Genomic DNA, 24021 nt, shown 5'->3' on the forward strand with positions numbered 1-24021 from the left:
AAGGAGAGACCATGTCCAAGTTCGATTACGCGAGCCTCATCGTCGACATCCCCGACTACCCCGAGCCGGGCGTCGTCTTCAAGGACATCACCCCGATGATGGCCGACCCGCAGGGCTTCTCCGCCGTGATCGACGAGCTCGCCGAACACTTCCTCGGCCGGGGCATCAACAAGGTCGTCGGCGCCGAGGCCCGCGGCTTCCTCGTCGGCGCACCGGTGGCCTACCGTCTGGGCGCCGGTTTCGTGCCGGCCCGCAAGCCCGGTAAGCTGCCGCGAGAGGTCCTCTCGCAGTCCTACGCCCTCGAGTACGGCACCGACGAGATCCAGATCCACAAGGACGCGATCAACCCCGGCGACAAGGTGCTCATCGTCGACGACCTCGTGGCGACGGGCGGCACCTCGGTGGCCTGTGCCCAGCTGGTGGAGCGCGCCGGGGGCACGATCGAGGGCTTCGCATTCGCACTCGAGCTCGCGTTCCTCGATCCCCGCACGGTGATCGGCGACCACTTCGACCAAGAGATCTTCTCCCTGGTCACGGTGGAGTAGGGGTGAGCGGCACGCGTCGTCGCACCCCCGACGAGCCCGTCTATGAGGTTCCTGGCGCTCCGGCCCCGAGCGCGGAGATCACCCGCGCGTCGGGGCCGTTCTCGTCGTCTCCCACCGACGAGGAGCTCTTCGAGGCCTGGGAGGCCGAACTCAACGTGCGGTCCGAGAACACCCTCAGGACCTACAAGTCGCGCGTGCGCCGCTGGCAGGCCTGGGTGAACGAGCAGGGTCTCGGGTTGCTCGAGCCCAGGCGCTCCGAGGTCATCGTGTACCGCGACAAGCTGCACGAGGAGGGCATGGAGGCCGCGTCGGTCAACCAGAACCTCGTCTCGATCCGCTCGTTCTACCGCTGGGCACTCTCGTACGGGCTCGCGCCGGACATCACGGCCGGCGTGCCACGTCTCAAGACGTCGAACCTCTCAAGTCGCGGCTCCCTCACCAAGGAGCAGGTGCTCGGGCTCCTCGACTTCGAGACCCTCACCGAGAAGGACCGCCGCGACTACGCGATCCTCAACCTGATGGTGCGCCGCGGCCTCCGCGACGTGGAGATCAGCCGCGCGAAGGTCCGCGACCTGCGCCAGACCCACAAGGGCCCGGTCCTCATGGTCTGGGGCAAGGGCCGTGACGCCGCGGACCAGCCGGTGCCGCTCTCCGAGGAGGTCGTGAGGCCCATTCGCGACTACCTCTGGAGCCGCGGCAACCCCGGACCCAAGGAGCCGCTTTTCGCGAGCGTCTCCAACAACAACAGGGGCGGCGCGATGACGACGCGGGCGGTGAGCGCGATGGTGTCCCAGCGCATGCGCGACGCCGGCATCGACACGAACTACGCGAGCGCCCACTGGCTGCGCCACACCGCCGTGACGTTCGGGTTGCTCGAGGGTGGCCCGGACTCGATCCGTCACATGCAGCAGATGGCGCGCCACGCGAACGTGGAGACCACCGCGCGCTACGCACACGACCTCCAGCTCCTGGACGGCACCGGCGGCAACCTCGTGGACAGCTACCTGGACGACGAGGACTGATTTCTTGTGCCGTCACGTCGGCACAAGAAATGTGCAAAAAGGGACAGTCCCTTTTTGCACATCTACGCTGGTCTATGAGATGTGGCTCGGCTGGGCATCGCGGCTTTCGAGTATTCAAAACGCATTCCTAAGGCCGCCTGAGATTGCGAATCTGAGCCCGCGAACGAGGAAATCTGCCATCTTGACGATGCGAATGGCGGGTTTGGAACGCCGCGGGGATCAGATTGCGTTTCTCGGCAAGATTGCAGTTCTGAGGACAGTCTCCGGCGCGAAGCTGCTGGTTCAACTTCCGATTTCGTCCAGAATCGGAAGTTGACAGGGGAGCGGCCCTTCCCTCTCGGCGCCCGAGGCCGGTGAGACAGATCAAAGAGACGAGATCGTCCCACCGGCGGGGGCCATCTCGCCTAGCGGGCCATGTCGTGCGGCTCGGGCAGCGAGTCAGCCGCGACCGGCGTCTCGGCGCCAGCCCCTCCGCCGTGCGTTCCCGACACGATCTGCTCGCGCACGAGCTTGTAGATGGTGGCCACCAGAGGCACCGCCAGCACCATCCCGACGACACCCGAGATTCCCGCGCCGAGAATGACCGCCCCGAGGACCCAGATCCCCGGAAGGCCGATGGTGGTGCCCACGACGCGCGGATAGATGAGGTTGCCCTCGACCTGCTGGAGCACCACGAGGAACACCACGAACAGGTACGCCTGCAGCGGCGAGACGGTCATCACCATGAGGAAGCCCACGAGGCCCCCGATGTAGGCGCCGGCAACGGGAATGAGGGCCGTGCAGCCCACGACGGCGCCCGTCATCACGGCGTAGGGCATGCCGAGGATCGTCATGCCGAGAGCGCACAGACTGCCGAGAATGCAGGCCTCGATGGACTGGCCCACGATGTAGCCGTGGAAGCTCTCGTCGGCGACGTTGATTCCGTGGAACAGTCGGGTCCAGACCGCCTCGGGCAGATAGCGCTGGCAAAGGGCCTTGACCTGCCCGCGCAGGCGGTCTTTCGACGCGAGGACGTACAGCGCGAACACGAACGCGATGAGCGCATTGGCCGCGCCCGAGACGAGCCCACTCACGATGGTGGCCGTCGCGCCGAGGACCTGGTTCAAGTTCGCGGGGTCGGCCATCTTGACGATGGTCTCTTGAAGGGATCCCTCGACGTCGATGACGACCTGACCGATCGCGCTGTCGGAGGTCAGCCCCCACGACTGCAGCCGGTCGAGGACGTCGCTGATGCCGTTCGGGGCGTTGGCCACGAGGAGCTTCACCGCGTCGATGACCTCCGGCGCGACCACCATGCAGAGGCCGACAAAGATGGCCGCGATGACCGCCACCGCCAGCAGCAGGCTGATGGGCCGGGCGCCCTTCCTGCGCGTGCCGTCTGCGCGCACGGGGAACAGCTTGCGCTCGAAGAACGCCATCGGGAGGTTGACCACATAGGCGATCGCGCCGCCGAGCAGGAGCGGCCCCGCAGCGCCCAGGAGCACGCCGAGCGCGCCCGAGACGGCCGGCCAGTAGAACACGCACAGGTACAGTCCGAAAACGGTGAGCGCCACACGCAGGCAGGTCTTTGAGTCAAACGTCACAGGGCGGCCTTCCAAAGTCGAGGCGCCGGGCTCCCCCGACGTCTGAAAGCATGATGTAGGACGGAAATCATACCGGAACGCACGTTCCCTTTTTAGAGGACTCCCCTAGCGTGCCACGCTCTTCATAGGAGGCTCACACGCGCCCCCCGGCCATCCCTTCCACTCGCTGACTGTCCTCTGTCCTCCCTTGGATTATGTTTGGAGGTGTTCTGCCGCGACGAGCGACCAGTGCCGAGGAAAGAAGGGCAGTCCTGCATGGACCAGGTCTCCAAGAGGCTCTCGCGCCGGTTCCAAGCCGGCCTCGTGTGGAAGGGCTTCCTCACCGGCCTTGGCGCCGGGGTCGTCGTCGCGGCGTACCGCGTGGCCCTCGGGGCCTGCGATCGCACCGTGCGCGCGGTGACCCCGCTGCTCTACCAGAGCCCAGGGGGCGTCGCACTCTGGGTCGCCGTGCTCGCGCTGCTCGTCATGGCGGTCGGATCGCTCATGCGCTGGGCCCCGGACACGTCCGGTTCCGGCATCCCGCAGGTCGAGGCGGAGATCATGGGCCGGCTCCGTATCCCGTGGCTCAAGGCCGCGTGCGTCAAGTTCGCAGAGGGCGTCCTATGCGCCTTCGGCGGTCTGTCCCTCGGCCGCGAGGGCCCGAGCGTGATGATGGGCGGCCTTCTGGGAAAGGGCGTGTCGCGCGCCACGAAGAGCGCGGAGGGCGAGGAACGGCTCCTCATGACCTGCGGAGCCGGCGCTGGCATGGCGGCCGCCTTCCAGGCGCCCCTCACGGGCGTGATGTTCGCCATCGAAGAGGTCCAGAAGACCGTCTCGGCGCCGCTCGTCATCGCGACGCTGTCGAGCACGGTGACCTCGGTCTTCGTGGTGAACCAGGTGTTTGACGTGCAGCCGGTGCTCGGGCTCTCGTTCGCGCAGGAGCTGCCCCATATCACGTACGGCGTCGTGGCGCTCATGGGCGTCGCGATGGGGCTGCTCGGGGCCCTCGGCAACCTCGGCATGTTCCTCGGTCAGCGGCTGTACGCACGGGTGAACCGCGCCGCCCCGTACTCGCGGCTCGCCGTCCCGTTCGCGGCGGCTGGGCTCGCCGCGGCATTCGCTCCGGCCCTCATGGGCGGCGGCGACGCGGTCCTCGAGCTGCTCGCGAGGCCCGAGGGCCTCACGGTGGGGCTCCTTTTGGGGCTGCTCGTGGGCAAGTACCTCTTCACCAACCTCTGCGCCGGCTCGCGGGCGCCCGGAGGCACGCTGTACCCCTTGGTGGTCATGGGCGCACTGGCCGGCGCCCTCTTTGGCAAGGCCGCCGTGGCGCTTCTGGGCCTCCCCTCCTCCTACCTCGTGAACTTCATGCTCCTCGGCATCGCGGGGGTCTTCGCGAGCGTCGTCCAGGCCCCCGTGACCGGCTGCGTGCTCGTGTTCGAGCTCACCGGCTCCTTCACCGCCCTTTTGAGCCTCGGCCTCGTGTCCCTCGTGAGCTACGTGGTGGCGAAGCTCGTGGCGGTGGACGGCTACTACGAGCACCTGCTCGCGAACCTCCTGAAGGTCTCCGAGCCTCCGCATGCCTGGGCCCCGCACCGCCACGTGCTGATTCGGACCCTGGTGGTAGGCTGCGGCTCCGAGGCCGACGGTGCCCTGCTCGAGGAGCTCACCCTGCCGGAAGGTGTCGCCGTGGCGCTTGTCGAGCGAAGCGGTGCGAGCCTCGTCCCGGAACCGGGCCTCCAGCTGGCCTGTGCGGACCACGTGGTCGTCGTCATCGACTCACGGCTGGAGGCCGGCGTGGAGCCCGTGCTCGAAGAGATGGTGGCCCCAGCCTTCGAGGAGCCCGCATGAGCGCGGGGCCCCTTTGCTGCGAGACCTTCGCCGTCAAAAAAGGAGGGCGACCGTGGCCGCCCTCCTCGCGAAGGATCCTCCGCAGCTCCGCGTCCGCCTTCCGACGGTTGTAGCGCGTGTCGCCCTGTGCGCCGTGGCCGCAGGCGTACCCGTTGAACTGCGGTTTCCGAGCCCGTGTCGCGTCCAGCACGCTGATCGTCCCCACGTGCAGGCGCTGCCTCCGCTTCCTCGTCATGAGTGACCACCTCCCTTCCGCATCGCCGGTGTCAGGCTCCCCTATCCTAGACCCTCAATGAGACACCGACCCCGGGAGGGTGCCATGGAACGGATCAGAGCGGACGTGTGCGTGGTGGGTGCCGGCCTGGCAGGCATCAGCGCCGCATTGGCCGGAGCCGAGCAGGGCGCCTCGGTGGTGCTCCTCACCGATGGCCGGCCTTGCGGGGGCTCGTCCTTCCAAGGAGGCACCTGGGGCCTCGGCATGGTGCTTCCCGCCGACCGTACGCCGGAGGCGTCCGTGTCCCTTGCCGAGAAGGTCATCGAGGTGGGCCTCGGCTGCTCCAACGACGCGGTCGTCCGCTCCCTGTGCGACCAGGCCTGGGACTGCGTGGACTGGCTTCAAGGGCTCGGGGTCGCGCTCCAGAGCCCCGGTGCCGGCCACGAGCGCGACACCGCCTACGTCCCGTGCTTCGACACGGAGGTCCGCGGCTGGCGCCTGTTCCCGCCCCGGCAGGCGGAGGGCCCGATGCTGTCGGCCCTCGACAGAGCCGGGGTGCGGGTGCTCGACGCCCACGCGGTGAGCCTGCTCGGAGAGCCGGGGCGCGTCTCGGGCGTCCTCGGGGCGGGGGCCGACGGCCTCGTGTCCGTGAGGTCTCGGGCGACGGTGCTGGCGACCGGCGGCACGGCGGGCGTCTGCTCCTCGTGCCTGACGCTGCCGTCCCTTGAGGGGGACGGGGCGGCGCTCGCCATCGACGCCGGCGCCGAGGTGCGCGGGCTCGAGTTCATCCAGGTGATGGCAGGTGTCGAGCGAAACGGCGCCCGCCCGCTCGTGTGCAACGAGAAGGTCTGGCGAGCGACGACGCTCACCGGCGCGGACGGACGCGACGCCTTCGAGGCCGCCGGCATTCCCGCCGCCGAGGCGCGGGCGGCCCTCGAGGCCCACAGCGTGCACGGCCCCTTCACCGTGGAGCGCGTCTCCCGGCTCGTGGAGCAGGCCATCGCGCACGCGACCGCGACGGGCGGCTGCTGGGCCAGCACGGACCTGAGGCAGCTCGAGGGGCAGGAGCTGGTGGAGGACTTCGCCTCGTGGCTCCGCGACATGGGTGTCGACCCGGCCGCGCCCCTGCCGGTGCGCCTGTACGCGCAGGCGGCCAACGGCGGAATCGTCGTCGACACCCAAGGCCGGACCACCGTGCGCGGCCTCTATGCGGCAGGCGAGTGCGCCCAGGTGTACGGCGCCGACCGGCTCGGCGGCATGGCGAGCGTCATGGCGCTGACGCTCGGGCGCGCTGCGGGCACGAACGCCGCCAACGAACGCGCCGTCGAGCCGCTCGACGGCGGGCCGCTCTCGCCCTTGTCCGCGGCGCTCGTCGAACCGAACGCCAGGGAGGGGCTCAAACGCACAGCGGACCGCGCGCTCCTCGGCCCCAGGACCACGCGCGGCCTCGAGGAGCTCCTCGCACAGGCTCGCTCGCTCCAGGCCCGAGCGGAGAAACAAGCGGTGGACCCGCACGACCTCGATGACCTCGGTGCTGGCGCCGTTGGCGCCCTGCGCAAGAACGCGACGGCCCGACAGCAGGCGGCCGCGACCGCAGCCATCGCGAAGGCGTGCCTCGGCCGTCGGGAGTCCCTCGGACCCCACTGGCGCCAAGGGTAGTCGCCAACGGCCCCCCTGTGCGCCGGTCGTCCGCCCGCACAGGGGGGACAACGCCGGGCATCCGCTAGACGACGGTCACGCCCGAGCCCTCCATCACACGAGCGGTCTCTGACGTCACCCACTCCCAGCGCTGCCCGGGCTCCAGGTTCGCGAGCAGCTCGTTTCGTTCTGCGAGCTCCTGGCTGTACTCCGAGACGAACCACGCCGCCTGCGTCACTGCGCCGTCCTTCGCCGTCTCACGGTGCTCGATGACGGGACGCCACGTCGCGTCGCGCACCGAGACCGCCCCGCCCTCCCCGAGCTCGAACGTGCAGCAGAAGGCGCCGCTCAGGACGCACATGGCCTTGGTGTAGCCGGAGAGATAGTCGCCGAGCCCGTAGGCGCACCACACCGGGCGCCCGTCGGCCGACGTCAACAGCCTCACGGGTTGGATCGCATGGGCGTGGCTCCCCACCACGAGCGTGGCGCCGGCGTCGGCGCAGGCCTGCGCCGCGGCCAGCTGCTCCTCGTTGGGCTCGTTGGTGTACTCCGTTCCCATGTGAAGGTACACGACGACGGCGTCCGCAGCCTTCCGGGCCCGTTCGACGTCCTGCGCCATGGCCTCCCTGTCCCAGGGGACGGCGTAGTAGTCGTTGGGCAGGTCGCTCTGCTCGTAGCCGTTCTGGCCATAGCAATAGGCCACAAACGCGATACGAAGGCCGTTGCACTCGACCACGCGCGGCGTCTCGCGGTCCGCCTCGCTCGCAAAGCTGCCAACGGTGACAAGACCGGGCTTGCCGGACCACACCTCCTGGGCGTACCCGATCGAGTCGGTCCAGGTGTCGTAGGTGTGGTTCGAGTCGGTGACGACCACCCGGAAGCCCGCCCCCGCGATCGCGTCGGCCATCGCCTCCGGCGTGTTGAAACTCGGGTACCCGGTGATGCCGAAGCCGTTGTCGCCGCCGATGGTCGTCTCCATGTTCACGAGGCTCACGTCACACTGGTTCTGAACCCACGGTGCGGTGCGAGCGAACAGCGGTGAGAAGTCGTAGGCCCCGCCGTCGCCCCAGGCGAGCGCGGTCTCCAGCATCGCGTCCGTCGCAATGACGTCGCCCCAGGCGCTGAACGAGACCCGACCGGGGCCGGTGGCCGTGGTGCGCCCTTGGTCCAGCAGCCGCGACTCGGCGAAATCGCGGGCCGGAAGCGTCGCGGCGTCATCGGCCGCCTCCGCCACCGGGGGCTCTGCCGGCGCGCCGAGACAACTGGCCAGGCCGACGCCAAGGCCCACGACGGCAACCGCCCCGACGCCCACGGCGGTGCGACGCGTCGTCAATGCCCTGTCCGGGTGCCTGGGCGCGTCGCTCCGGGGCGTCCCTGCGCGCCGAGTCTCCTGTGCCATGCCGTCCCCTTCGAATCGCACGGGCTTTGGCGTTTGTTCAGCTCAAGAGTAGCCCACAGAAGCGGCGCCGCAGGAGTCATTGAGAAAGTTTTGAGCTTGGCCCCCATCCTGTGGGGACGGCCGCCCGACAGCGCGCCGGTCGCTCCCAACAGCTATTTTTGATGGTTGGGCCTTTGCGCCCGCTTTGTTTCCAATCTATCCCCTGAGGAATTCCCGTGACCAAGAACCCCACTGTCCCGGCCTTTGACGAGCTCGGGCTTTCTGACAAGGCGCTCGCCGCCGTCCGCGACCTCGGCTACCAGCGCCCCTCCCCCGTCCAGGCAGAGGCCATCCCCCAGGTGCTCGCCGGCCGCGACGTTCTCGCGGCCGCCCAGACCGGCACCGGCAAGACCGCCGCCTTCGTGCTCCCCACCCTCAGCCGCCTTCGGCACCACCGCAAGCACGAGGGGCCCTTCTGCCTCGTGGTGACGCCCACACGCGAGCTCGCCCAGCAGATCGTCGATGTGTGCGACACCGTCGGCAAGCGCACAGGACACCGTACGGTCTCGGTCGTGGGCGGCGTGAGCTACAACCCCCAGCGCGCCGCACTGTCCCGCGGCGTGGACGTCCTCGTCGCCACCCCGGGGCGCCTTGAGGACCTCATCGGGAGCGGCGACGCCAGGCTCGATCAGGTGCAGGTGCTCGTCCTCGACGAGGCGGACCGCATGCTCGACATGGGCTTCCTGCAGGCCGTCCGCCGCATCGTCGCTGCCTGCCCCCATGAGCGCCAGACGCTGCTGTTCTCGGCCACTCTCGACGAGGGCGCGATCGAGGGCGTCGCCGACCTCGTGCACGACCCGGCGCGGGTCGAGATCGCCCGTCGCGGCACGGCCGCCGAGACCATCGACCAGTTCCTGCTCCCTGTGTCCCCCGAGGTCAAGAACGGCCTGCTCGCCACGGTGCTCAACGGGGAGGGCCACGACCGCGTCATCGTGTTCTGCCGCACCAAGCATCGCGCCGACGCCGTCTGCAAGCGTCTGACCAAGGCCGGGATCGCCGCGGCCCCCATTCACGGCAACCGCAGCCAGGCCCAGCGCGAGAAGGCGCTCAAAGGGTTCAAGGACGGCCGGATCCAGGTGCTCGTCGCCACCGACGTGCTCGCCCGCGGCATCGACGTGCCGGACGTGGACTACGTCGTTAACTTCGACGTCCCGGCAGACCCCGAGGACTACGTGCACCGCATCGGCCGCACCGGGCGTGCCGGGGAGGCCGGCTGGGCCATCACGTTCGTGACGCCCGACGACGTGCCCGACCTGTTGGCCACCGAGGCCCTCATGGGCCGCACGGTTCCGACGTTCCCCCGCGCGAACGACTACGACCGCGGCCAGAACCCGCCGACCTTGGACGAGAGCCGCACCCCCGCGACGGCGAAGGACGTCCCGACCTCGGGCTCCCATCGCAAGAGCCGCACCAAGGCGGCGGCGGCCAAGGCGGTTCGCCAGCAGGCGAAGGGCACCGGTCAGAAGAAGGGGGCAAAGGCCAAGCCGTCCAAGCCCAAGGCGAAGGATGCCAAGGCGAGGCAGTCTGCGCCCAAGAGCGCGCCGAAAGACGCCGTGGCCAAGAACGGGTCCAAGCCGGCACGGAAGTCCCGTCGCCGCAAGAGCCCGTCGGCAGCCTCTGCCGCTGAGTGGCAGAGCTACAGCGGGCCGCGCAAGCAGCGACCGCATAACGGCGGTCGCCGGCGCCCCGGCGACAAAGGCGCGCGCTAACGGCGACGGGGGACAAACGTGCCAGGCACGTCTGTCCCCCGTCCCGTCTCAGTCGCGAGCGGACTCACACGTGGCTGACGACAAGGCGCATCGGCCCCTCCAGCTCCACGGTCTCCACCGTCGCCGGCACCAGGAAGTTGCTGCCCTTTTTGACGGCGTGGCCGTTCGCGCTGCCCTCGCCCTCGATCACGGACACGCACAGGAACGGCGCGCTGTTGGCCAGCGAGAGCTTCTCGGGCACGTCCACGACCTCGACCGTGTAGTCGGCGTTCTTCTCGAGCAGGCAGAGGCCGTCGTCATCGAAGACAAGGTCCACATGACCGGACTCCGGGGCGGACACCGAGAAGTCCACCACGTCGCAGGACTGGTCGATGTGCAACGGCCGCTTGGTGCCGTCGTCCTGCACGCGGTCGTAGTCATAGAGGCGGTACGTGACGTCGCTCGACTGCTGGGTCTCGAGCACCACGGTGCCGTGCTTGATCGCGTGCACGGTGCCGGGGTCGATCTGGAAGAAGTCCCCCCTGTGGATCGGCACCTCGTTGAGGAGCTCGTCCCACTCGCCTGCCTCGATCATGGCACGGAACTCGTCCTTGTCCTTGGCGTTCTGGCCCACGATGATCGTCGCGTCGTCGTCGCACTCCAACACGTACCAGCACTCGCGTTTGCCAAGGCTCCCGTTCTCGTGCTCCGCGGCGTACGCGTCGTCCGGGTGCACCTGGATCGACAGGTCGTCGGCGGCGTCGAGGATCTTGATCAGCAGCGGGAAGCGGTCGCCCACCAGATTGCCGAACAGCTCCGGATGGCTGTCCCAGAGGGTGGAGAGGTGTTCACCCTGGAACTCGCCCTCCGCCACCACACAGTCACCGTTGGGGTGCGCCGAGATCGCCCAGCACTCCCCGATCGGCCCGTCAGGGATCTCGTAGCCGAATTCCGTCTCAAGCTTGCGGCCGCCCCAGATCTTCTCGTGGAAGACGGGGTCGAGGAAGATGAGGTCTGCCATGCTGTTCCCTTCTCTGCGTTCAACGCCGGCGACTTCATAGTAAAGCGCGACAACCAGGTTTGTGGAGCGGGTTATTCGACTCCGACCCGTAAACCATCGGCGCATACAGCAAGCGGCCGCTGCCCTTCGCTACCATGGAACGGTGTCCGTTATCAATGAAAGGGAGGACCGGTGCCTCTCAAGTACCTCACCGTGGCCGAAGACATCGAGCGCAAGATCCGGGAGGGCGTCTGTCCCCCGCAGTCTAAGCTCCCCACCACGGACGAGCTCTGCGAGCAGTACGGCGTGAGCCGCATCACCGTGCGCAAGGCGATGGACGTGCTCTCGGAACGGGGCTTCGTTATCAAGCGGCGCGGCAGCGGCACCTACGTCAAGGACATCGACCCCTCGAGCGACGACTCGGAGAGCCAGGTGGTCGAGAGCTACTCCGCGACGGCCCGCCACGAGGGCCACGTCGCCGACACCCAAGTGCTCGAGTTCTCGGTGATCGGGGCCACAGGGCGCGTGGCCGAGCGGTTGCGCGTCGGCGAGGGCACACCGGTGTACTCCATCGTGCGCCTACGGTCGGTGAACGACTCGCAAGGACTCGTGAGCTACACCTGGATACCCGTGGCCATCGTGCCGAACCTCACGAAGCGCAACGCGGCGGACTCGCTCTACCGCCACGTGGAGGTGGGACTGGGGCTCACCGTGTCCTCGACGCACCGCTCGATCCGCGCCGTCATGCCGACGCTCGAGGAACAGGTCTGGCTCCGGTTGCCCGAGGACGTCCCCGTGCTCGAGATCGACCAGGTGACGTTCCTCTCGGACGGCCGCCTCTTTGAGTACAGCGTGTTGCACCGCGACACACGCGATTGGTCCTTCAAGTGCGTCAACACCTGACCGGCAAATGGGGACGGAGCACTTTTGCCGGTCGTTGCGCTGTTGATGCCACGGCATCAAACACGTGACCACCTGAGAGAATGCTCCGCCCCCATTTGCACATTTGCAGGGCTAGATGACCATGTTGCCGAGATAGAGCGCGGCCGACGTCGCCGCTTGCGCACCGTCCGCGCAGGCCGTGACGATCTGCCGCAGCGGCTTCTTCCGCACGTCACCAGCTGCATAGAGGCCCTTGGTGGAGGTCTCCATGCGCTCGTTGGTCACGATCTCACCGGCGTCCGTGCACTCGCAGAGGCCCTTGGCCAGCTCGCTCGTCGGGATGGTGCCGATGAACACGAACACGCCAAAAGAGCCCGGCTCGTACTCCTCGGCCCAGGTCTCGCCGGTCTTTGTGTTCCGGAAGACCACCTTCGACGGCAGGTCCTCGCCCTCCAGGGCGTCGATGGCCGTCTCGTACCTGATGGTGACCTTGGGGTTGTCCTCCACCTTCTTGATGAGCTGGGCCTGCGCGCGCATGTGATCCTTCCGGACCACCATGATCACCTCGGAGGCGAAGCGCGTAAGGAAGTCCGCCTCCTCGCAGGCCGTGTTGCCGCCGCCCACCACGAAGCACGTCTTGTCCCTGTAGAACATGCCGTCGCAGGTGGCGCAGTAGGACACACCGTGGCCGGCGAATAGGGACTCATTGACAAAGCCGGCCGGCCGCGGCGTCGCGCCGGTTGCCAGGATGACCGTCTTCGCCCGGTAGGTCTCGCCCATCGCAGACACGATGAACCGCTCGCCGTCCTTGTCCCGCTCAAGCTTCTCGACCACATCGAACGCGAACTCAGCTCCCAGGTCCTCCGCGTGCTGGTGCATCTTCTGCGCCAATTCAAAGCCCGAGACATTCTCGATGCCCGGGTAGTTGTCCACCAGGTCCGTCTGGCTCAGCTGCCCCCCGAAGTTGCCCTGCTCGATGGTCACCGCATCGACCGCGGCGCGGTCCGCATAGATGGCGGCAGTGAGACCCGCCGGGCCGCCGCCAATGATGACAAGGTCCTTCTCCTGCATAAGGAGGCCTCCCTTCGTTGTTCGTCTGTTGCTGGAGGAAGGGTACCCCTCTTCGACAGCATCAAAAACGGCCGGGCGCTCCCCCGCGCGCAGCGGAGAAACGCCCGGCCACATCAGGACGGCTCAGCGGGACCTAGGGCTCCTCGATGTAGTCCGGAGCCGCGTCGTCCTCGGACGACACGCGCGGGAGCAGCAGATTCATCACGATGCCCACGAGCGCCGACGCCGCCATGCCGGGCAGCGTGAAGTCGCCGAGGGGGATCGCGTAGCCGCCGCACTCCATGCCGACGCCCAGGATGATAACGACTGCGGCGATCATGAGGTTGCGGTTCTCGCCGAAGTCGATGTTGTTCGTCACGAGCATGCGCAGGCCGTTGGAGGCGATGAGACCGAACAGCAGAAGGCTCACGCCGCCCATCACGGGCGTGGGGATGCTCATGATGAGCGCCTCGAGCTTGGGGCAGAAGCCACCAACGATGAAGGCGAAGCCCGCCGCGTACCAGAACACCTGGGTCGAGTACACACGGGTGACGGACATCACACCGATGTTCTCCGCATAGGTGGTCGCAGGAGGGCTGCCGAGGAAGCCGGCGATGCACGTCGCGATACCGTCGCCCGCCAGGGACCGCGGCAGCATCGGCACGTAGTCCTCGCCGACGACCTCCGACACCACGAGCAGGTGGCCGATGTGCTCGATGACCACAACGAACGCCACGGGCGCGATCAGCAGGATCGCGCTGAGGTCGAACTGCGGGAACATCAGCTTCGGGAGGCCGACCCACGATGCGTCGAGCACGGGCTGGAAGTCCACCATGCCCATGAAGGCGGACACCACGTAGCCCACGATGATGGCGAGCAGCACGGGGATCGTGCCGATGAGCCCGTTCATCGACGAGAACACGACGGCGGCGGCCAGTGTGACGGCAGCGACCGCGCAGCTCGCACCGTCGAAGGTGCCGGTCGAGTTGCAGAGCGCCATGTTCACGGCCGTCGCGGAGAGCCCGACACCGATCACGACGATGATGGAGGCGATGAGAACCGGCGGGAGGATACGGTCGATCCAGCCCGTGCCGATCAGTTTGATGATGCCGGCGACGGCGAGGAACACCAAGCCAGCGACCACAACGCCTGAAAGCGCCGCATTGAGCCCCTGGGTTGCGCCTACCGCGATGATCGGGCTGATGAACGCGAACGAGCTGCCCAGATAGCTGGGGATCTTGTTCTTCGTGACGAGCAGGTAGCAGACGGTGCCAATGCCCGAGCACATGATCGCCGCGCTCGGGTGCAGGCCCGTCAGCATCGGCACGAGCACCGTCGAGCCGAACATCGACATCATGTGCTGGATGCCGAGCGGGATGGCACGACCGACCGAGACGCGGTCGGAAACGCCGATCACCTCGCGCTTCGCATGAGCCATAGGCTCTCCTTCCTCTTCAAGTCGGGACTCACAGATCCCGCTTCCTTGAAAACGGGGCCCTTGGGCTCCAAGGACCCCGTGAAACACCGAATGGTCACCGCGCGAACGTGCGGTCGCCTAGATGAAGAACGAGATCGCGAACGCCACGGCCGCGACCCACATGAGCGGCTTGACGTCCTTGGCCTTGCCGGTGCAGAGGGCCACCACCACATACGTGATGAACCCAAGGCCGATACCGCTCGAGATGGAGTAGGTGAAGGGGATGCCCGCCACCGTCATGAACGCCGGGAGGCCCTCCAACCTGCTCGACCAGTCGATCTCCTGCACCTGGTCCATCATCAGGAAGCCGACGAGCACAAGGGCGCCCGCAGTGGCCGCAGTGCTCACGATGGCGACGAGCGGAGCGAAGAACGCGGCGACCAGGAAAAGCACGCCCGTGGCAATGGACGTGAGCCCCGTGCGACCGCCGTCAGCGGCTCCGGAGGCGGACTCCACGAAGGTGGTGATCGACGAGGCGCCGACGAGTCCGCCCACAGCAGCGGCGGTGGAGTCGACGATGAGGATCTGGCGGATGTCCTCGATGGTGCCGTCCTCGTTGAGGAAGTTGCCCTGCTTGGCCACCGCGAAGGCGGTGCCCATCGTGTCGAAGAAGTCGGACATCATGAGCGAGAACACGAACATCAACAGCACCGGGCTCGCAACGACCTTCGCAATGCCCATGACGCCGTCCGCATCGAGCAAGAACGGCGCGCCGAACGTCGAGAAGTCGAGACCGGAGACAATGCCGGCGGGCGCAGAAGTCACGCCGAGAGGCACGCCCACGATGACGGCAATGACGATGCCGATGAGGATCTCTCCCGGCACGCGCAGGCAATAGAGGACGAACGTGGAGAAGATCGCCACCAGCGCGACGATATAGCCGGGGTTGTCCATCGACCCGAGCGACACCATCGTGATGAGCGTCGAGTCATCGTTGACGATGATGCCGCCGTTGATGAGGCCGATGAGCGCGATGAACAAGCCGAGACCCGCAGCGATCGCATGGCGCAGCGACGCCGGGATGGCGTCCATGATCGCCTCGCGCAGGCCACAGAGCACGCAGATGAGGATGATGATGCCCTCAAGGAACACGACCGCCATCGCCGCGTGCCAGTCGCCCCCCGCGATAGGCGTCAACGTGAACGCGACCACCGCGTTGATGCCCATGCCAGACGCACAGGCCAGCGGGCGGTTCGAGCAGACGCCCATCAGGATGGTCATGATGCCCGCGCCAATGCAGGTCGCGGTGACCGCCGCCTCAATCGGGATGCCGGCAGCCGCGAGGAGCGACGGGTTCACGGCGATGATGTACGCCATCGCCAGGAACGTGGTCAAGCCGGCCCTGAGCTCCTGGCCGGTGGAGGAGCCCCGCTCCTTCATGTGGAAAAACGATTCCAAACCGCCCTCCTTGTCCGTCGGGATTTCCGAGTTCTCCAATGGTCTGTCCCTCCTTGTGGGTCGATAGCCGAACCGACGCGCCTTCGGCACGCCGGAGAGAACCTGAGGATGGATTACACGACACCACTGGAACCGAACCCGGAGGCCCCGCGTTCCGTATCGTCGAGCTCGGGCATCTCCACAAGCTCGACCAGCGGCGTCGGAAGGATGACCAGCTGGGCGATGCGCTCGCCGCGCTCGATCGAGATGGGCATCTCGGCGTCAAGGTTCACGGCGCACACCTTGAGCTCGCCCCGGTAATGGGAGTCGACGAGCCCCGGCGTGTTCGCCATCGAGAGGCCCTTCTTGAGAGCCATGCCGCTCCGGGGTTGCACGAAGCCCGCGTACCCTTCGGGAATCGCGACAGCCAGACCCGTGCCTATGAGCCGGCGCTCGAGCGGCCACAGCGTGACCGCCTCGTTCGCACGCAGGTCGAGCCCCGCGTCGCCCGGGTAGGCATAGGCCGGCAGCTCGACGGCAGGGTCAAGGCGCTTGATCGGGACACGCAGCCGCTCACTGGCCATTCTCGAGCCTCCCCAGCTCCTCGCGGAACTCGTCGACGTCCTTGAAGTCGCGGTAGACACTGGCGAATCGCACATAGGCCACGCCATCGACGTCTTTCAGCGCCAGTAGCACCATCTCGCCCAACTGTTTCGAGGGAACCTCGAGCACGCCGCCATCCCGGAGCTTCTGCTCCACATCGTCAATCAGACGGTCGAGCTGTGCGACGTCGAGGTCGCGCTTGACCGTTGCGGCCACGAGCCCGTGCATGATCTTCTGGCGATCGAACGGCTCGCGCCGCCCGTCCCGCTTGACCACGACGAGCGGCAGCTCCTCACGTCGCTCGTACGTCGTGAAGCGGGCGCCACACTGCATGCACTGGCGCCTCCGACGGATGGCCTCATTGCTCTCGGACGGACGGGAGTCCACCACTTTTGACTCGGGCCAGCCACACCGGGGACAGCGCATCGATGAGTTCCCCCCACAGGTCGTTCTCGAAGATTGTGCCGTGAAGCAGGCACAACATAGCACAGGAGCCTCGGCGTCTCTTCACAGCGCCTACATGGAAACGGGCGCGTTACCCGCGTCCAGGCCGCGCCAACGATCGCTCGCCGACGTGCCCCTGCTCTCACGCTTGGCCCGTCACGATGTCAGGACCGGCAGCACGATGCGGTCCCCCGGCTGAATCACGCAGGAGTCGAGGCCGTTCTCCTCCATCACCCACCGAACCACCTCCGGGACGGCGACATCGTCTCCCGTGTGCCTCTCCGCAATGGCCCAGAGGCTCTCCCCGGCAGTGACGAGCACCTCCTCTTGCGGGGCACCGCTCAGCACGGCCGAGACGCGCAGGTCATGGGCGACCCCCGTGCCCAGAACGAACACAATGCCGACAATCGCCGCCACGAACCAGAAATGGACAGGTGTTTCGATGGTTTGTTCCCTCAGAGACTGCGCCGTCATGGCAAACCCCTCCCTGTGCGATACGTTTGTCCGGATACGTCTGTTCGGTGTTCGGTTTACCCCTGTCCACTAGATTTGTCAAGAATTACGGGAACATCCGTTTTTTGGAACAATCGTTTGTTATAGTGGTGGTGCGAGGACACCGAAGAAGGAGAGGCCATGTCGCAGCCCAAGCTCAGCCAGCGCGTCCAGCAGATCTACGACTTCCTGTTGTCGTACTCCGACGAACACGGGTATCCCCCGTCGGTCCGTGAGATCGGCTCCGCCGTGGGCCTCAAGTCACCGAGCACCGTGCACATGCACCTCCGCACCCTTGAGGAGGTCGGGCTGATCAAACGCACGGCCAACAAGTCCCGGACCATCGAGATCTGCGGCCCCGGCTCCCACAAGCGCGGCTCCTCGCAGCCGCAGGACGGGCTGGCCCAGGTGCTGCAGGACCTCGACGGCAACGTGATCGGGCTGCCGCTCGTCGGCCGCGTCGCTGCGGGCGTCCCGATCCTTGCCGAGCAGAACATCGAGGAGACCATCCCGCTGCCCACGAGCATCGTGGGCGACGGCAGCTCGTTCGTCCTCCGCGTCAAGGGCAGCTCGATGATCAACGCCGGCATCATGGACGGCGACTACCTGGTGGTGGCTGAGACCAACCAGGCGCACAACGGCGAGATCGTCGTCGCGTTGGTGGGCGACGGCGCCACGGTGAAGACGTTCTACCGCGAGGCGAACCGCGTGCGCCTGCAGCCCGAGAACGACATGATGGAGCCCATCTACGTCGACAACCCACTGATCCTCGGCCGCGCGACCGCCCTCATCCGCCACATCTCCTAATGGTCTCGCCCGCCTCCGCGACGGATTCGACGAGGCGCGCCCCGTGGACGCATCCCACGGGGCGCGTCCGCCTCTTTGACGCCGCGCGCGGCTTCTCGGTCGTCTCTATGGTGCTCTTCCACGCCTGTTACGACGCGGCCTTCATCTACGGGCTGCCGCTCCCGTTCTTTTCGGGCGCCCTCGTCGCTGTCTGGCGCGCCACCATCGCCTGGACGTTCCTCGCCGTCTCGGGATGGATGTGCAGCTTCTCGAGGAACAACCTGGCCCGGGCCGGCCGTTACCTGGCAGTGGCGGCGCTCATCTTCGTTGCCACGACCCTTGCCGCCGTCGACGACCCGATCAGCTTCGGCATCGTGTTCTGCATCGGTGCCGCGACCCTCGTGGACGCGCTGCTGGAACGAATACACCGCGAGCCCCAAGGCGTGATCCTTGCCGCGGCCCTCGTCGCCGTCTTCTTGCTCTGCCTCAATGTCCCGCGCAGCAGCCTCGGAGGGCCATTCTTCTCCCTGGCGATCCCGGAGGCCTGCTACTCCACCCCGTGGTTCGCATGGCTCGGGTTCCCAGGCCCCGGCTTTGTGTCCGGCGACTACTATCCCCTCGTGCCGTTCGCGCTGATGTACGGAGCCGGCATCGCCATTGGTCGCTGGTTCAAGCGAGTGGGCTACCCCGGTTGGATGCTGCGCGCCCACTGCCGACCTCTCGAGTGGGTCGGGCGCCATGCGTTGCCTGTCTATGTGGTTCACCAGCCCGCGCTCATCGCACTCTTCGGACTCCTCGGGGTCTAGCTCACTCCTCGACGCGATAGGGCGCCAAGTGACCGGCCAGACGCTCGGGCACGCGGGCCGTGACGAGCAGCCCGTCCTCGCCGTAGGACTCGCGCACGATTTGACCCTGCTCGTGCACCGCCTTCGTCAGGAGCCCCTTGGAGTACGGGATCAGCGCGGTGAGCAGGACGTCGCCCTTCGCGGCTTCGAGGGCCACCCGGTGCAGGAGGCCATCGAGCCCCGTGCCCTCGGTGGCGGAGACCAGGACCGCCTCCGGGTGCTCGAGCCGCAGGCGTTCGCGATCCTCGGAGGAGAGCAGGTCAACCTTGTTCAGCACCAGGACGCGGTCGATGTCCCCAGCGTCGATGGAGGCAAGGGTCTCCTCGACCGCCCTCACCTGCGCCGGCCATTGCGGGTCGCTTGCGTCCACCACGTCGAGCACGAGGTCGGCGCCCCGCACCTCGGCCAGCGTGGACTTGAACGACTGCACGAGCCTCGTTGGGATCTTCTGGATGAAGCCCACCGTGTCGGTCAGGGTGACCTTGCGCCCCTCGGCCAGGTCGAGCGCTCGAGTGGTCGGGTCCAGCGTGGCGAAGAGCTCGTCCTTGGCGTAGACGTCGGCCCCGGTCAGCGCGTTGAGCAGGGTGGACTTCCCTGCGTTCGTGTAGCCGGCGAACGCCACACGATAGACGCCGCTGTCCCATCGCGCCTTGCTCTGGGTCTCCCGTTGCGTCTCGACCTTCGCGAGGTCCTTCCGAAGCGCCGACAGACGGTTCCTCACGAGCCTGCGGTCCACCTCGAGCTGCGACTCGCCCTGTCCGAAGCGACTGCCGATGCCGCCGCGCGTTTGCTCGCCCATCAAGTGGCTCCACATGCCGCGGAGACGTGGAAGGACATACGCGAGCTGTGCCTCTTGAACCTGCAGACGCCCCTCTTTCGTGGCCGCATGGCGGCCGAAGATGTCGAGGATGAGGGCGGTCCGGTCGATCACCTTCACGTCCCTGCCGAGGATCCGCTCGAGGTTCGCCTGCTGCGTGGGCTTGAGCTCGTCGTCGAACACGACCACGTCCGCATCCAGCGCCTGCACGAGCTCCTTGAGCTCCGCAGCCTTGCCCGAGCCAATGAAGGTCTTCGGAACCGGCTGGTCCAGCCGCTGGGTCAGCTCGCCCACAACGATCGCGCCATCCGTCTCGACGAGCCGTTCGAGCTCGGCCAAGGACTCCGCAAGGGGCCAGTCGCACGACCCTCCCCGATCGACGCCGACCAGGATCGCGCGCTCATGGGGTGCTGCAGTGGGAAGCGGGTGCCTTGTGGCCACGTGACCGTCCTCTCTCAGCCGGTGACACCGGAGTCGTCGATGATGCGCCGCGCCGCCTGCTCCGGCGACAGGCCGTCCGGCCCCATCGTGAGCACGTGCGCGCGACCGTCCCTCCGGATCCACGAGAGCTGTCGCTTGGCATAGCGACGGGTGTTGCGCTTCACCTGCTCCCGGGCCTCGTCGAGGGAGATCTCCCCACGGAGCGCCGCCGAGACCTCTTTGTACCCGATGGCGGCGGAGGCCGTGGGGCTCTCGTCGAGGCCGCGTGCGCGCAGGGAGCGGACCTCGTCCACCAAGCCCGCGGCGAACATCGTGTCCACGCGTCGCTCGATCCGCGCGTACAGCTCGTCCCGGTCCCACGCGAGCGCCCAGATCCGAGCGTCGTACCACGGCGCGCGCCGCTTGAGGCCCTCGTGCTGAACCGCGTAGGACCGGCCTTCGTCTGCCAGCTCCAGCGCGCGTGCCACGCGCTTCGCGTTGTTCGGATGGATGAGCGCGGCGCTCTCCGGGTCGCGCGCGCTCAGCATCCGCCAGAGGGCCTCGGGACCCTTCTCGCGCCCCAGCTCCTCGTACCGCGTCCGAGAGGGGCTCGTGAGGGTACCGGAGGGGAACGCCATGTCGTCTATCACCGCGTCGAGGTACAGACCGGTGCCACCGCACAGCACCGGCACCCGGTGGCCCCGGAGAAGACCGTCGATCACCGCGCGGGCCTCGCATTGGAACCGAGCAGCCGAGAAGTCCTCGCGCATGTCGGCCACATCCACCAGGCGGAGCGGGACACGTCGCTCGGCCAGGGGCGTCTTGGCGGTGCCGATGTCCATGCCCCGGTACACCTGCATGGCGTCGACCGAAATCACCTCGGAGCCCAGGCGCTCCGCCACAAGCTCGGCCACCTCGGACTTCCCGGAGGCCGTGGGACCCACCACGCAGAGCACCGGCCCAGGCAGCACGCGTCCCTCGGACGTCACCGAGGCTCCCCCACCATCGAGCCCGCCAGGTACCAGGTGCGCGCCTGCTCCACGTGGACGTCCACGAGCGTGCCGACGAGGTCGGCTGGCTCGACGCCCTCTGGGGCCGGGAAGTGCACGGTGACGCTCTCGCGGCTGTGGCCGGTCATGCGGCGAGGGTCCTTCTTCGACGGCCCTTCCACGAGCACCTCCACCCGCTCGCCCTCGAAGCGCTGGTTGGCCTGCCAGCTTTGCTCCTCGATCAGCTTCGCGAGCCGGTCGAAGCGCCCCTGAATCACGTCGCGGGGCGTCGGATCGTCGACTGCGGCTGCCGGCGTGCCCTCGCGCTTCGAGTAGATGAACGTGAAGGCACCCGAGAACCCGGCCTCACGCACGAGCGACAGCGTGTCCTCGAAATCCTGCTCCGTCTCGAGCGGGAACCCGACGATGAGGTCGGTCGTGAGCATGATGTCCGGCATCGCTTCTTTGATGCGGCCGACAAGGGCAAGATAGTCGTCTCGTGTGTACTTGCGGTTCATGCGTCGCAACACGTCCGTCGAGCCGCTCTGCACGGCCAGATGGAGCTGCGGCATCACCGCCGGCGTCTCGGCCATCGCCCGGATCGTGTCGTCCGAGAGGTCCTTGGGGTGCGAGCTCGTGAAGCGGATCCGCTCGATTCCCGTGTCACCGACAGCCCGCAGCAGCTCGGCGAACCGCGGCTCCCCGTAGAGGTCGCGCCCATAGGAGTTCACGTTCTGTCCGAGCAGGGTGACCTCGCGGGCGCCGTCCGCGACGAGGCGTCGCACCTCGTCGACGACGTCCTCGAAGGCACGGCTCCGCTCGCGCCCTCGGACGTAGGGCACCACGCAGTAGCTGCAGAAGTTGTTGCAGCCGTACATGATCGGCACCCAGGCCTGGGCCTTCGAGGCCCGGTGGCTCGGCAGGTCCGTCGAGAAGCCGTCGTAGCGCTCTTCCGTGTCCACGGCCAGCCCGGCCTCGCCGGTACGGGCCTCGCATATCAGGTGCGGCAGCCGGGCGATCGCCTGGGTGCCGAACACCACGTCCACCACCGGCACCTGCTGGCGCAGGCGCTCGCCGTCGCGTTGCGCGATGCAGCCACCCACGCACACGGTGCGCAGACCAGAGGGCGGCTCCGGAGCGCTCGCCATCGCGGACGCCTGTCCGTACAGGTGGGTGTCCGCCTTCTCGCGGACGCAGCACGTCATGAACACGACGATGTCCGCCTCCTCGGCGGACCCCACCGGCACGGCGCCCTCCGACTCGAGCAGGCCGCTCACGCGTTCCGCGTCGTGGAGGTTCATCTGGCACCCGAAGGTGCGCACGAAATAGCCCAGTCCCTCACAGGACCGGGCGCCGCTCGCCGTCTTGGCCTCCATTAGCATCCCCCTGCGCCCATGCGAGCCGGTCCGGCGGCCTGGGACCCCTGCGGATTCAACTGATGGACGTACACGGCGATGCGAATCGCCGTCCGTGAGTCCCCGTCGATCTGAATGTCCGAGAAGGTGGGCGCGATGGATATGTCGTAGCCCACGGGGATCAGAAACCCGCGGGCGATCGCCACCGCCTTGACGGCCTGGTTCACTGCGCCGGCGCCCACGGCCTGCAGGTTCACCGGCACGCCGTCCTTGACCATGCCCGCTATGGCGCCGGCCACCGAGGCGGGCGACGACTTGCTTGAGACTTTGAGGAAATCCATCGATGTGTGCTCCAGTGCTGCATGTGTGACGCTGAAGAGTTCGTTCACAGAATCCTACCCTGCAGGAGAGGCGATGGGCCGCAAGCCAGTGCCTTAGCCCTCATCCCCCTTATCAAGCTCAAAAACCACGCGGACCTGGTCTCCGGTGACCGTGATCCGGGGAGGCTCGCACAGGCTCACATAGTAGCGGTCCTCCAAGAAGGCGAAGTCCCGCTCGAGGGCCCGCGAGAACTCCTCGAGGTCCTGAGGCGCGACCTTGAGCCCCCGGCGGTCACGAAGGAGGTCCGGAGCCCCGGGGTGTTGGGACTTCCGATGGGAGAGGCGGGCGAGCACCGGCCGCACCGGCCTGACGGCCCCCGCCAGCACGCGATGCGCCGTTCGCTCGGACACCGGAAGGCCGAGCCCATCCCCTACACGCGCCAGCGACCGGGCATCGGCCGCCCAGAGCGGCCGCTCCACCACGGGCAGCGTCCCCGGGTCGTCCACGAACAGAAGCGCCGACTCGTCGGACGCGTCCCGCGCCCGCGCGATCATCGTGGCGAGCATCTCGGCCGGCGAGCCGATGAAGACGTCGACGGAGCCCCGCTCGTCCAAAGCGAACTCGCAGCAGGCACGGACGATGTTGTGAGGGCCGCGCACAATGGCCGGCCGCCCGTCCTCGTCGCGGCCCACGCTCGGCCACGCCGACTGCTCGGTCCGCTCCGGGAGCACGGAGCAGTCGAACGTCACCCCGATGGAGCTTCCTTGCCCAGGCGCCGAGGCCATGACCCGTGCGGACTCGGCGTTCTCCTTGATCGAGAAGAGCGCCATGCCGCGCCCGTGCACGCCCCAGCGGTCCATCCGCATCGAGTCCAGCTTCGATGTCACGCGGGCGTCGAAGACACGCCCCTGCATCGAGAGGGGGATCCCCTCCCCGTCGTCCACGACCACGACGGTCCGGATGTCCCCCGAGCGCCAGCTCGCCACGTACACGGACGACGCCCCGGCGTCGCGCGCGTTCCGCAGGAGCTCGACGACGGCGTCTTCCACGCACCGGATGTCGTGCCGCGCCTGACGGCGCTCGGCCTCGTCCACCATAAGGCGGACGAAGCCGTCACCGAACGACTCCTCGACCCGAATGGCCTGGGACCCGACGACCTCGGAGACGAATCCCGCAAGGTCCCGGGTCACGCCAGCCTGTTCGCCCAT

General features: G+C 67.6%; 22 protein-coding genes. 8 read left to right on the forward strand and 14 right to left on the reverse strand.

The features are described from left to right. Positions 1-11 precede the first annotated feature (11 nt). Together QJ043_RS02510 and QJ043_RS02515 are read left to right on the forward strand one after the other, a co-directional pair. A complete protein-coding gene (locus QJ043_RS02510; protein ID WP_283712590.1) occupies positions 12-545 on the forward strand; it encodes an adenine phosphoribosyltransferase in 534 nt (177 codons plus the stop codon). A gap of 2 nt (positions 546-547) precedes the next feature. Then, positions 548-1567, forward strand: a complete 1020-nt coding sequence (locus QJ043_RS02515) for a tyrosine-type recombinase/integrase (RefSeq protein WP_283712591.1) — start codon at positions 548-550, stop codon at positions 1565-1567. 404 nt (positions 1568-1971) lie between these two features. Here the strand turns inward: QJ043_RS02515 and QJ043_RS02520 are convergent, their stop codons facing one another. Further along, on the reverse strand, positions 1972-3150 hold the full coding sequence (locus QJ043_RS02520; RefSeq protein ID WP_283712592.1) for an AI-2E family transporter: 1179 nt from the start codon (positions 3148-3150) through the stop codon (positions 1972-1974). Between the two features lie 255 nt (positions 3151-3405). Here QJ043_RS02520 and QJ043_RS02525 point away from each other — a divergent pair, with 255 nt between their 5' ends. Both QJ043_RS02525 and QJ043_RS02530 read left to right on the forward strand, forming a co-directional pair. Continuing rightward, the gene (locus QJ043_RS02525; protein WP_283712593.1) at positions 3406-4977 is read left to right on the forward strand and encodes a chloride channel protein; all 1572 of its coding nucleotides are present in this window, start codon (positions 3406-3408) and stop codon (positions 4975-4977) included. 319 nt (positions 4978-5296) lie between these two features. Continuing rightward, a complete protein-coding gene (locus tag QJ043_RS02530) occupies positions 5297-6850 on the forward strand; it encodes an FAD-binding protein (RefSeq protein ID WP_283712594.1) in 1554 nt (517 codons plus the stop codon). Positions 6851-6914: 64 nt separating this feature from the next. Here the strand turns inward: QJ043_RS02530 and QJ043_RS02535 are convergent, their stop codons facing one another. Then, the gene (locus QJ043_RS02535) at positions 6915-8228 is read right to left on the reverse strand and encodes a CapA family protein (RefSeq protein WP_283712595.1); all 1314 of its coding nucleotides are present in this window, start codon (positions 8226-8228) and stop codon (positions 6915-6917) included. Between the two features lie 215 nt (positions 8229-8443). Between QJ043_RS02535 and QJ043_RS02540 the strand changes: the two genes are divergently transcribed. Continuing rightward, on the forward strand, positions 8444-9976 hold the full coding sequence (locus tag QJ043_RS02540) for a DEAD/DEAH box helicase (RefSeq protein WP_283712596.1): 1533 nt from the start codon (positions 8444-8446) through the stop codon (positions 9974-9976). A 64-nt stretch (positions 9977-10040) separates the two neighbouring features. On the opposite strand, the gene QJ043_RS02545 is transcribed toward QJ043_RS02540, so the two are convergent. After that, positions 10041-10976: a type I phosphomannose isomerase catalytic subunit gene (locus QJ043_RS02545; RefSeq protein WP_283712598.1), complete on the reverse strand. Its 936-nt coding sequence runs from the start codon at positions 10974-10976 to the stop codon at positions 10041-10043. Between the two features lie 171 nt (positions 10977-11147). Here QJ043_RS02545 and QJ043_RS02550 point away from each other — a divergent pair, with 171 nt between their 5' ends. Further along, positions 11148-11858 carry a GntR family transcriptional regulator gene (locus QJ043_RS02550; protein WP_283712599.1) on the forward strand — a complete coding sequence of 237 codons (711 nt, stop codon included), beginning with the start codon at positions 11148-11150 and terminating at the stop codon, positions 11856-11858. Positions 11859-11969: 111 nt separating this feature from the next. On the opposite strand, the gene QJ043_RS02555 is transcribed toward QJ043_RS02550, so the two are convergent. From QJ043_RS02555 to QJ043_RS02580, 6 genes are all read right to left on the reverse strand, one after another. Then, on the reverse strand, positions 11970-12908 hold the full coding sequence (locus QJ043_RS02555) for an NAD(P)/FAD-dependent oxidoreductase (protein ID WP_283712600.1): 939 nt from the start codon (positions 12906-12908) through the stop codon (positions 11970-11972). A gap of 133 nt (positions 12909-13041) precedes the next feature. Beyond that, on the reverse strand, positions 13042-14325 hold the full coding sequence (locus QJ043_RS02560) for a uracil-xanthine permease family protein (RefSeq protein WP_283712601.1): 1284 nt from the start codon (positions 14323-14325) through the stop codon (positions 13042-13044). 117 nt (positions 14326-14442) lie between these two features. Further along, entirely contained in the window at positions 14443-15762 is a 1320-nt protein-coding gene (locus QJ043_RS02565) for an NCS2 family permease (protein ID WP_283712602.1), read from the reverse strand. Between the two features lie 113 nt (positions 15763-15875). Then, positions 15876-16325, reverse strand: a complete 450-nt coding sequence (gene dut, locus QJ043_RS02570) for a dUTP diphosphatase (RefSeq protein ID WP_283712603.1) — start codon at positions 16323-16325, stop codon at positions 15876-15878. After that, positions 16315-16770, reverse strand: coding sequence for a transcriptional regulator NrdR (gene nrdR, locus QJ043_RS02575; RefSeq protein ID WP_283712604.1), 456 nt, complete (start codon positions 16768-16770; stop codon positions 16315-16317). Before nrdR ends, dut begins: the two co-directional genes overlap by 11 nt. 174 nt (positions 16771-16944) lie before the next feature. After that, entirely contained in the window at positions 16945-17205 is a 261-nt protein-coding gene (locus QJ043_RS02580) for a LysM peptidoglycan-binding domain-containing protein (protein WP_283722720.1), read from the reverse strand. 216 nt (positions 17206-17421) lie between these two features. On the opposite strand from QJ043_RS02580, the gene lexA reads away from it, so the two are divergent. Continuing rightward, a complete protein-coding gene (gene lexA / locus QJ043_RS02585) occupies positions 17422-18087 on the forward strand; it encodes a transcriptional repressor LexA (RefSeq protein WP_283712606.1) in 666 nt (221 codons plus the stop codon). After that, positions 18087-18872 (forward strand): heparan-alpha-glucosaminide N-acetyltransferase, encoded by a 786-nt coding sequence (locus QJ043_RS02590; RefSeq protein WP_283712607.1) that lies wholly within the window; start codon positions 18087-18089, stop codon positions 18870-18872. Before lexA ends, QJ043_RS02590 begins: the two co-directional genes overlap by 1 nt. 1 nt (position 18873) lies before the next feature. Here the strand turns inward: QJ043_RS02590 and hflX are convergent, their stop codons facing one another. The 5 genes from hflX to QJ043_RS02615 all read right to left on the reverse strand — a co-directional run bounded on the left by hflX (position 18874) and on the right by QJ043_RS02615 (position 24021). Next, on the reverse strand, positions 18874-20169 hold the full coding sequence (gene hflX, locus QJ043_RS02595; RefSeq protein WP_283712608.1) for a GTPase HflX: 1296 nt from the start codon (positions 20167-20169) through the stop codon (positions 18874-18876). A 14-nt stretch (positions 20170-20183) separates the two neighbouring features. Beyond that, positions 20184-21137, reverse strand: a complete 954-nt coding sequence (gene miaA, locus QJ043_RS02600; RefSeq protein WP_283712609.1) for a tRNA (adenosine(37)-N6)-dimethylallyltransferase MiaA — start codon at positions 21135-21137, stop codon at positions 20184-20186. Continuing rightward, positions 21134-22513, reverse strand: coding sequence for a tRNA (N6-isopentenyl adenosine(37)-C2)-methylthiotransferase MiaB (gene miaB, locus QJ043_RS02605; protein ID WP_283712610.1), 1380 nt, complete (start codon positions 22511-22513; stop codon positions 21134-21136). The genes miaA and miaB overlap by 4 nt, the downstream gene beginning before the upstream one ends. Further along, positions 22513-22833 (reverse strand): stage V sporulation protein S, encoded by a 321-nt coding sequence (locus QJ043_RS02610; RefSeq protein ID WP_283712611.1) that lies wholly within the window; start codon positions 22831-22833, stop codon positions 22513-22515. The genes miaB and QJ043_RS02610 overlap by 1 nt, the downstream gene beginning before the upstream one ends. Before the next feature lie 93 nt (positions 22834-22926). Next, positions 22927-24021 (reverse strand): ATP-binding protein, encoded by a 1095-nt coding sequence (locus QJ043_RS02615; RefSeq protein WP_283712612.1) that lies wholly within the window; start codon positions 24019-24021, stop codon positions 22927-22929.

It is taken from the genome of Kribbibacterium absianum (assembly GCF_030067705.1).
In the GTDB taxonomy this organism is placed as follows: domain Bacteria; phylum Actinomycetota; class Coriobacteriia; order Coriobacteriales; family Atopobiaceae; genus Kribbibacterium; species Kribbibacterium absianum.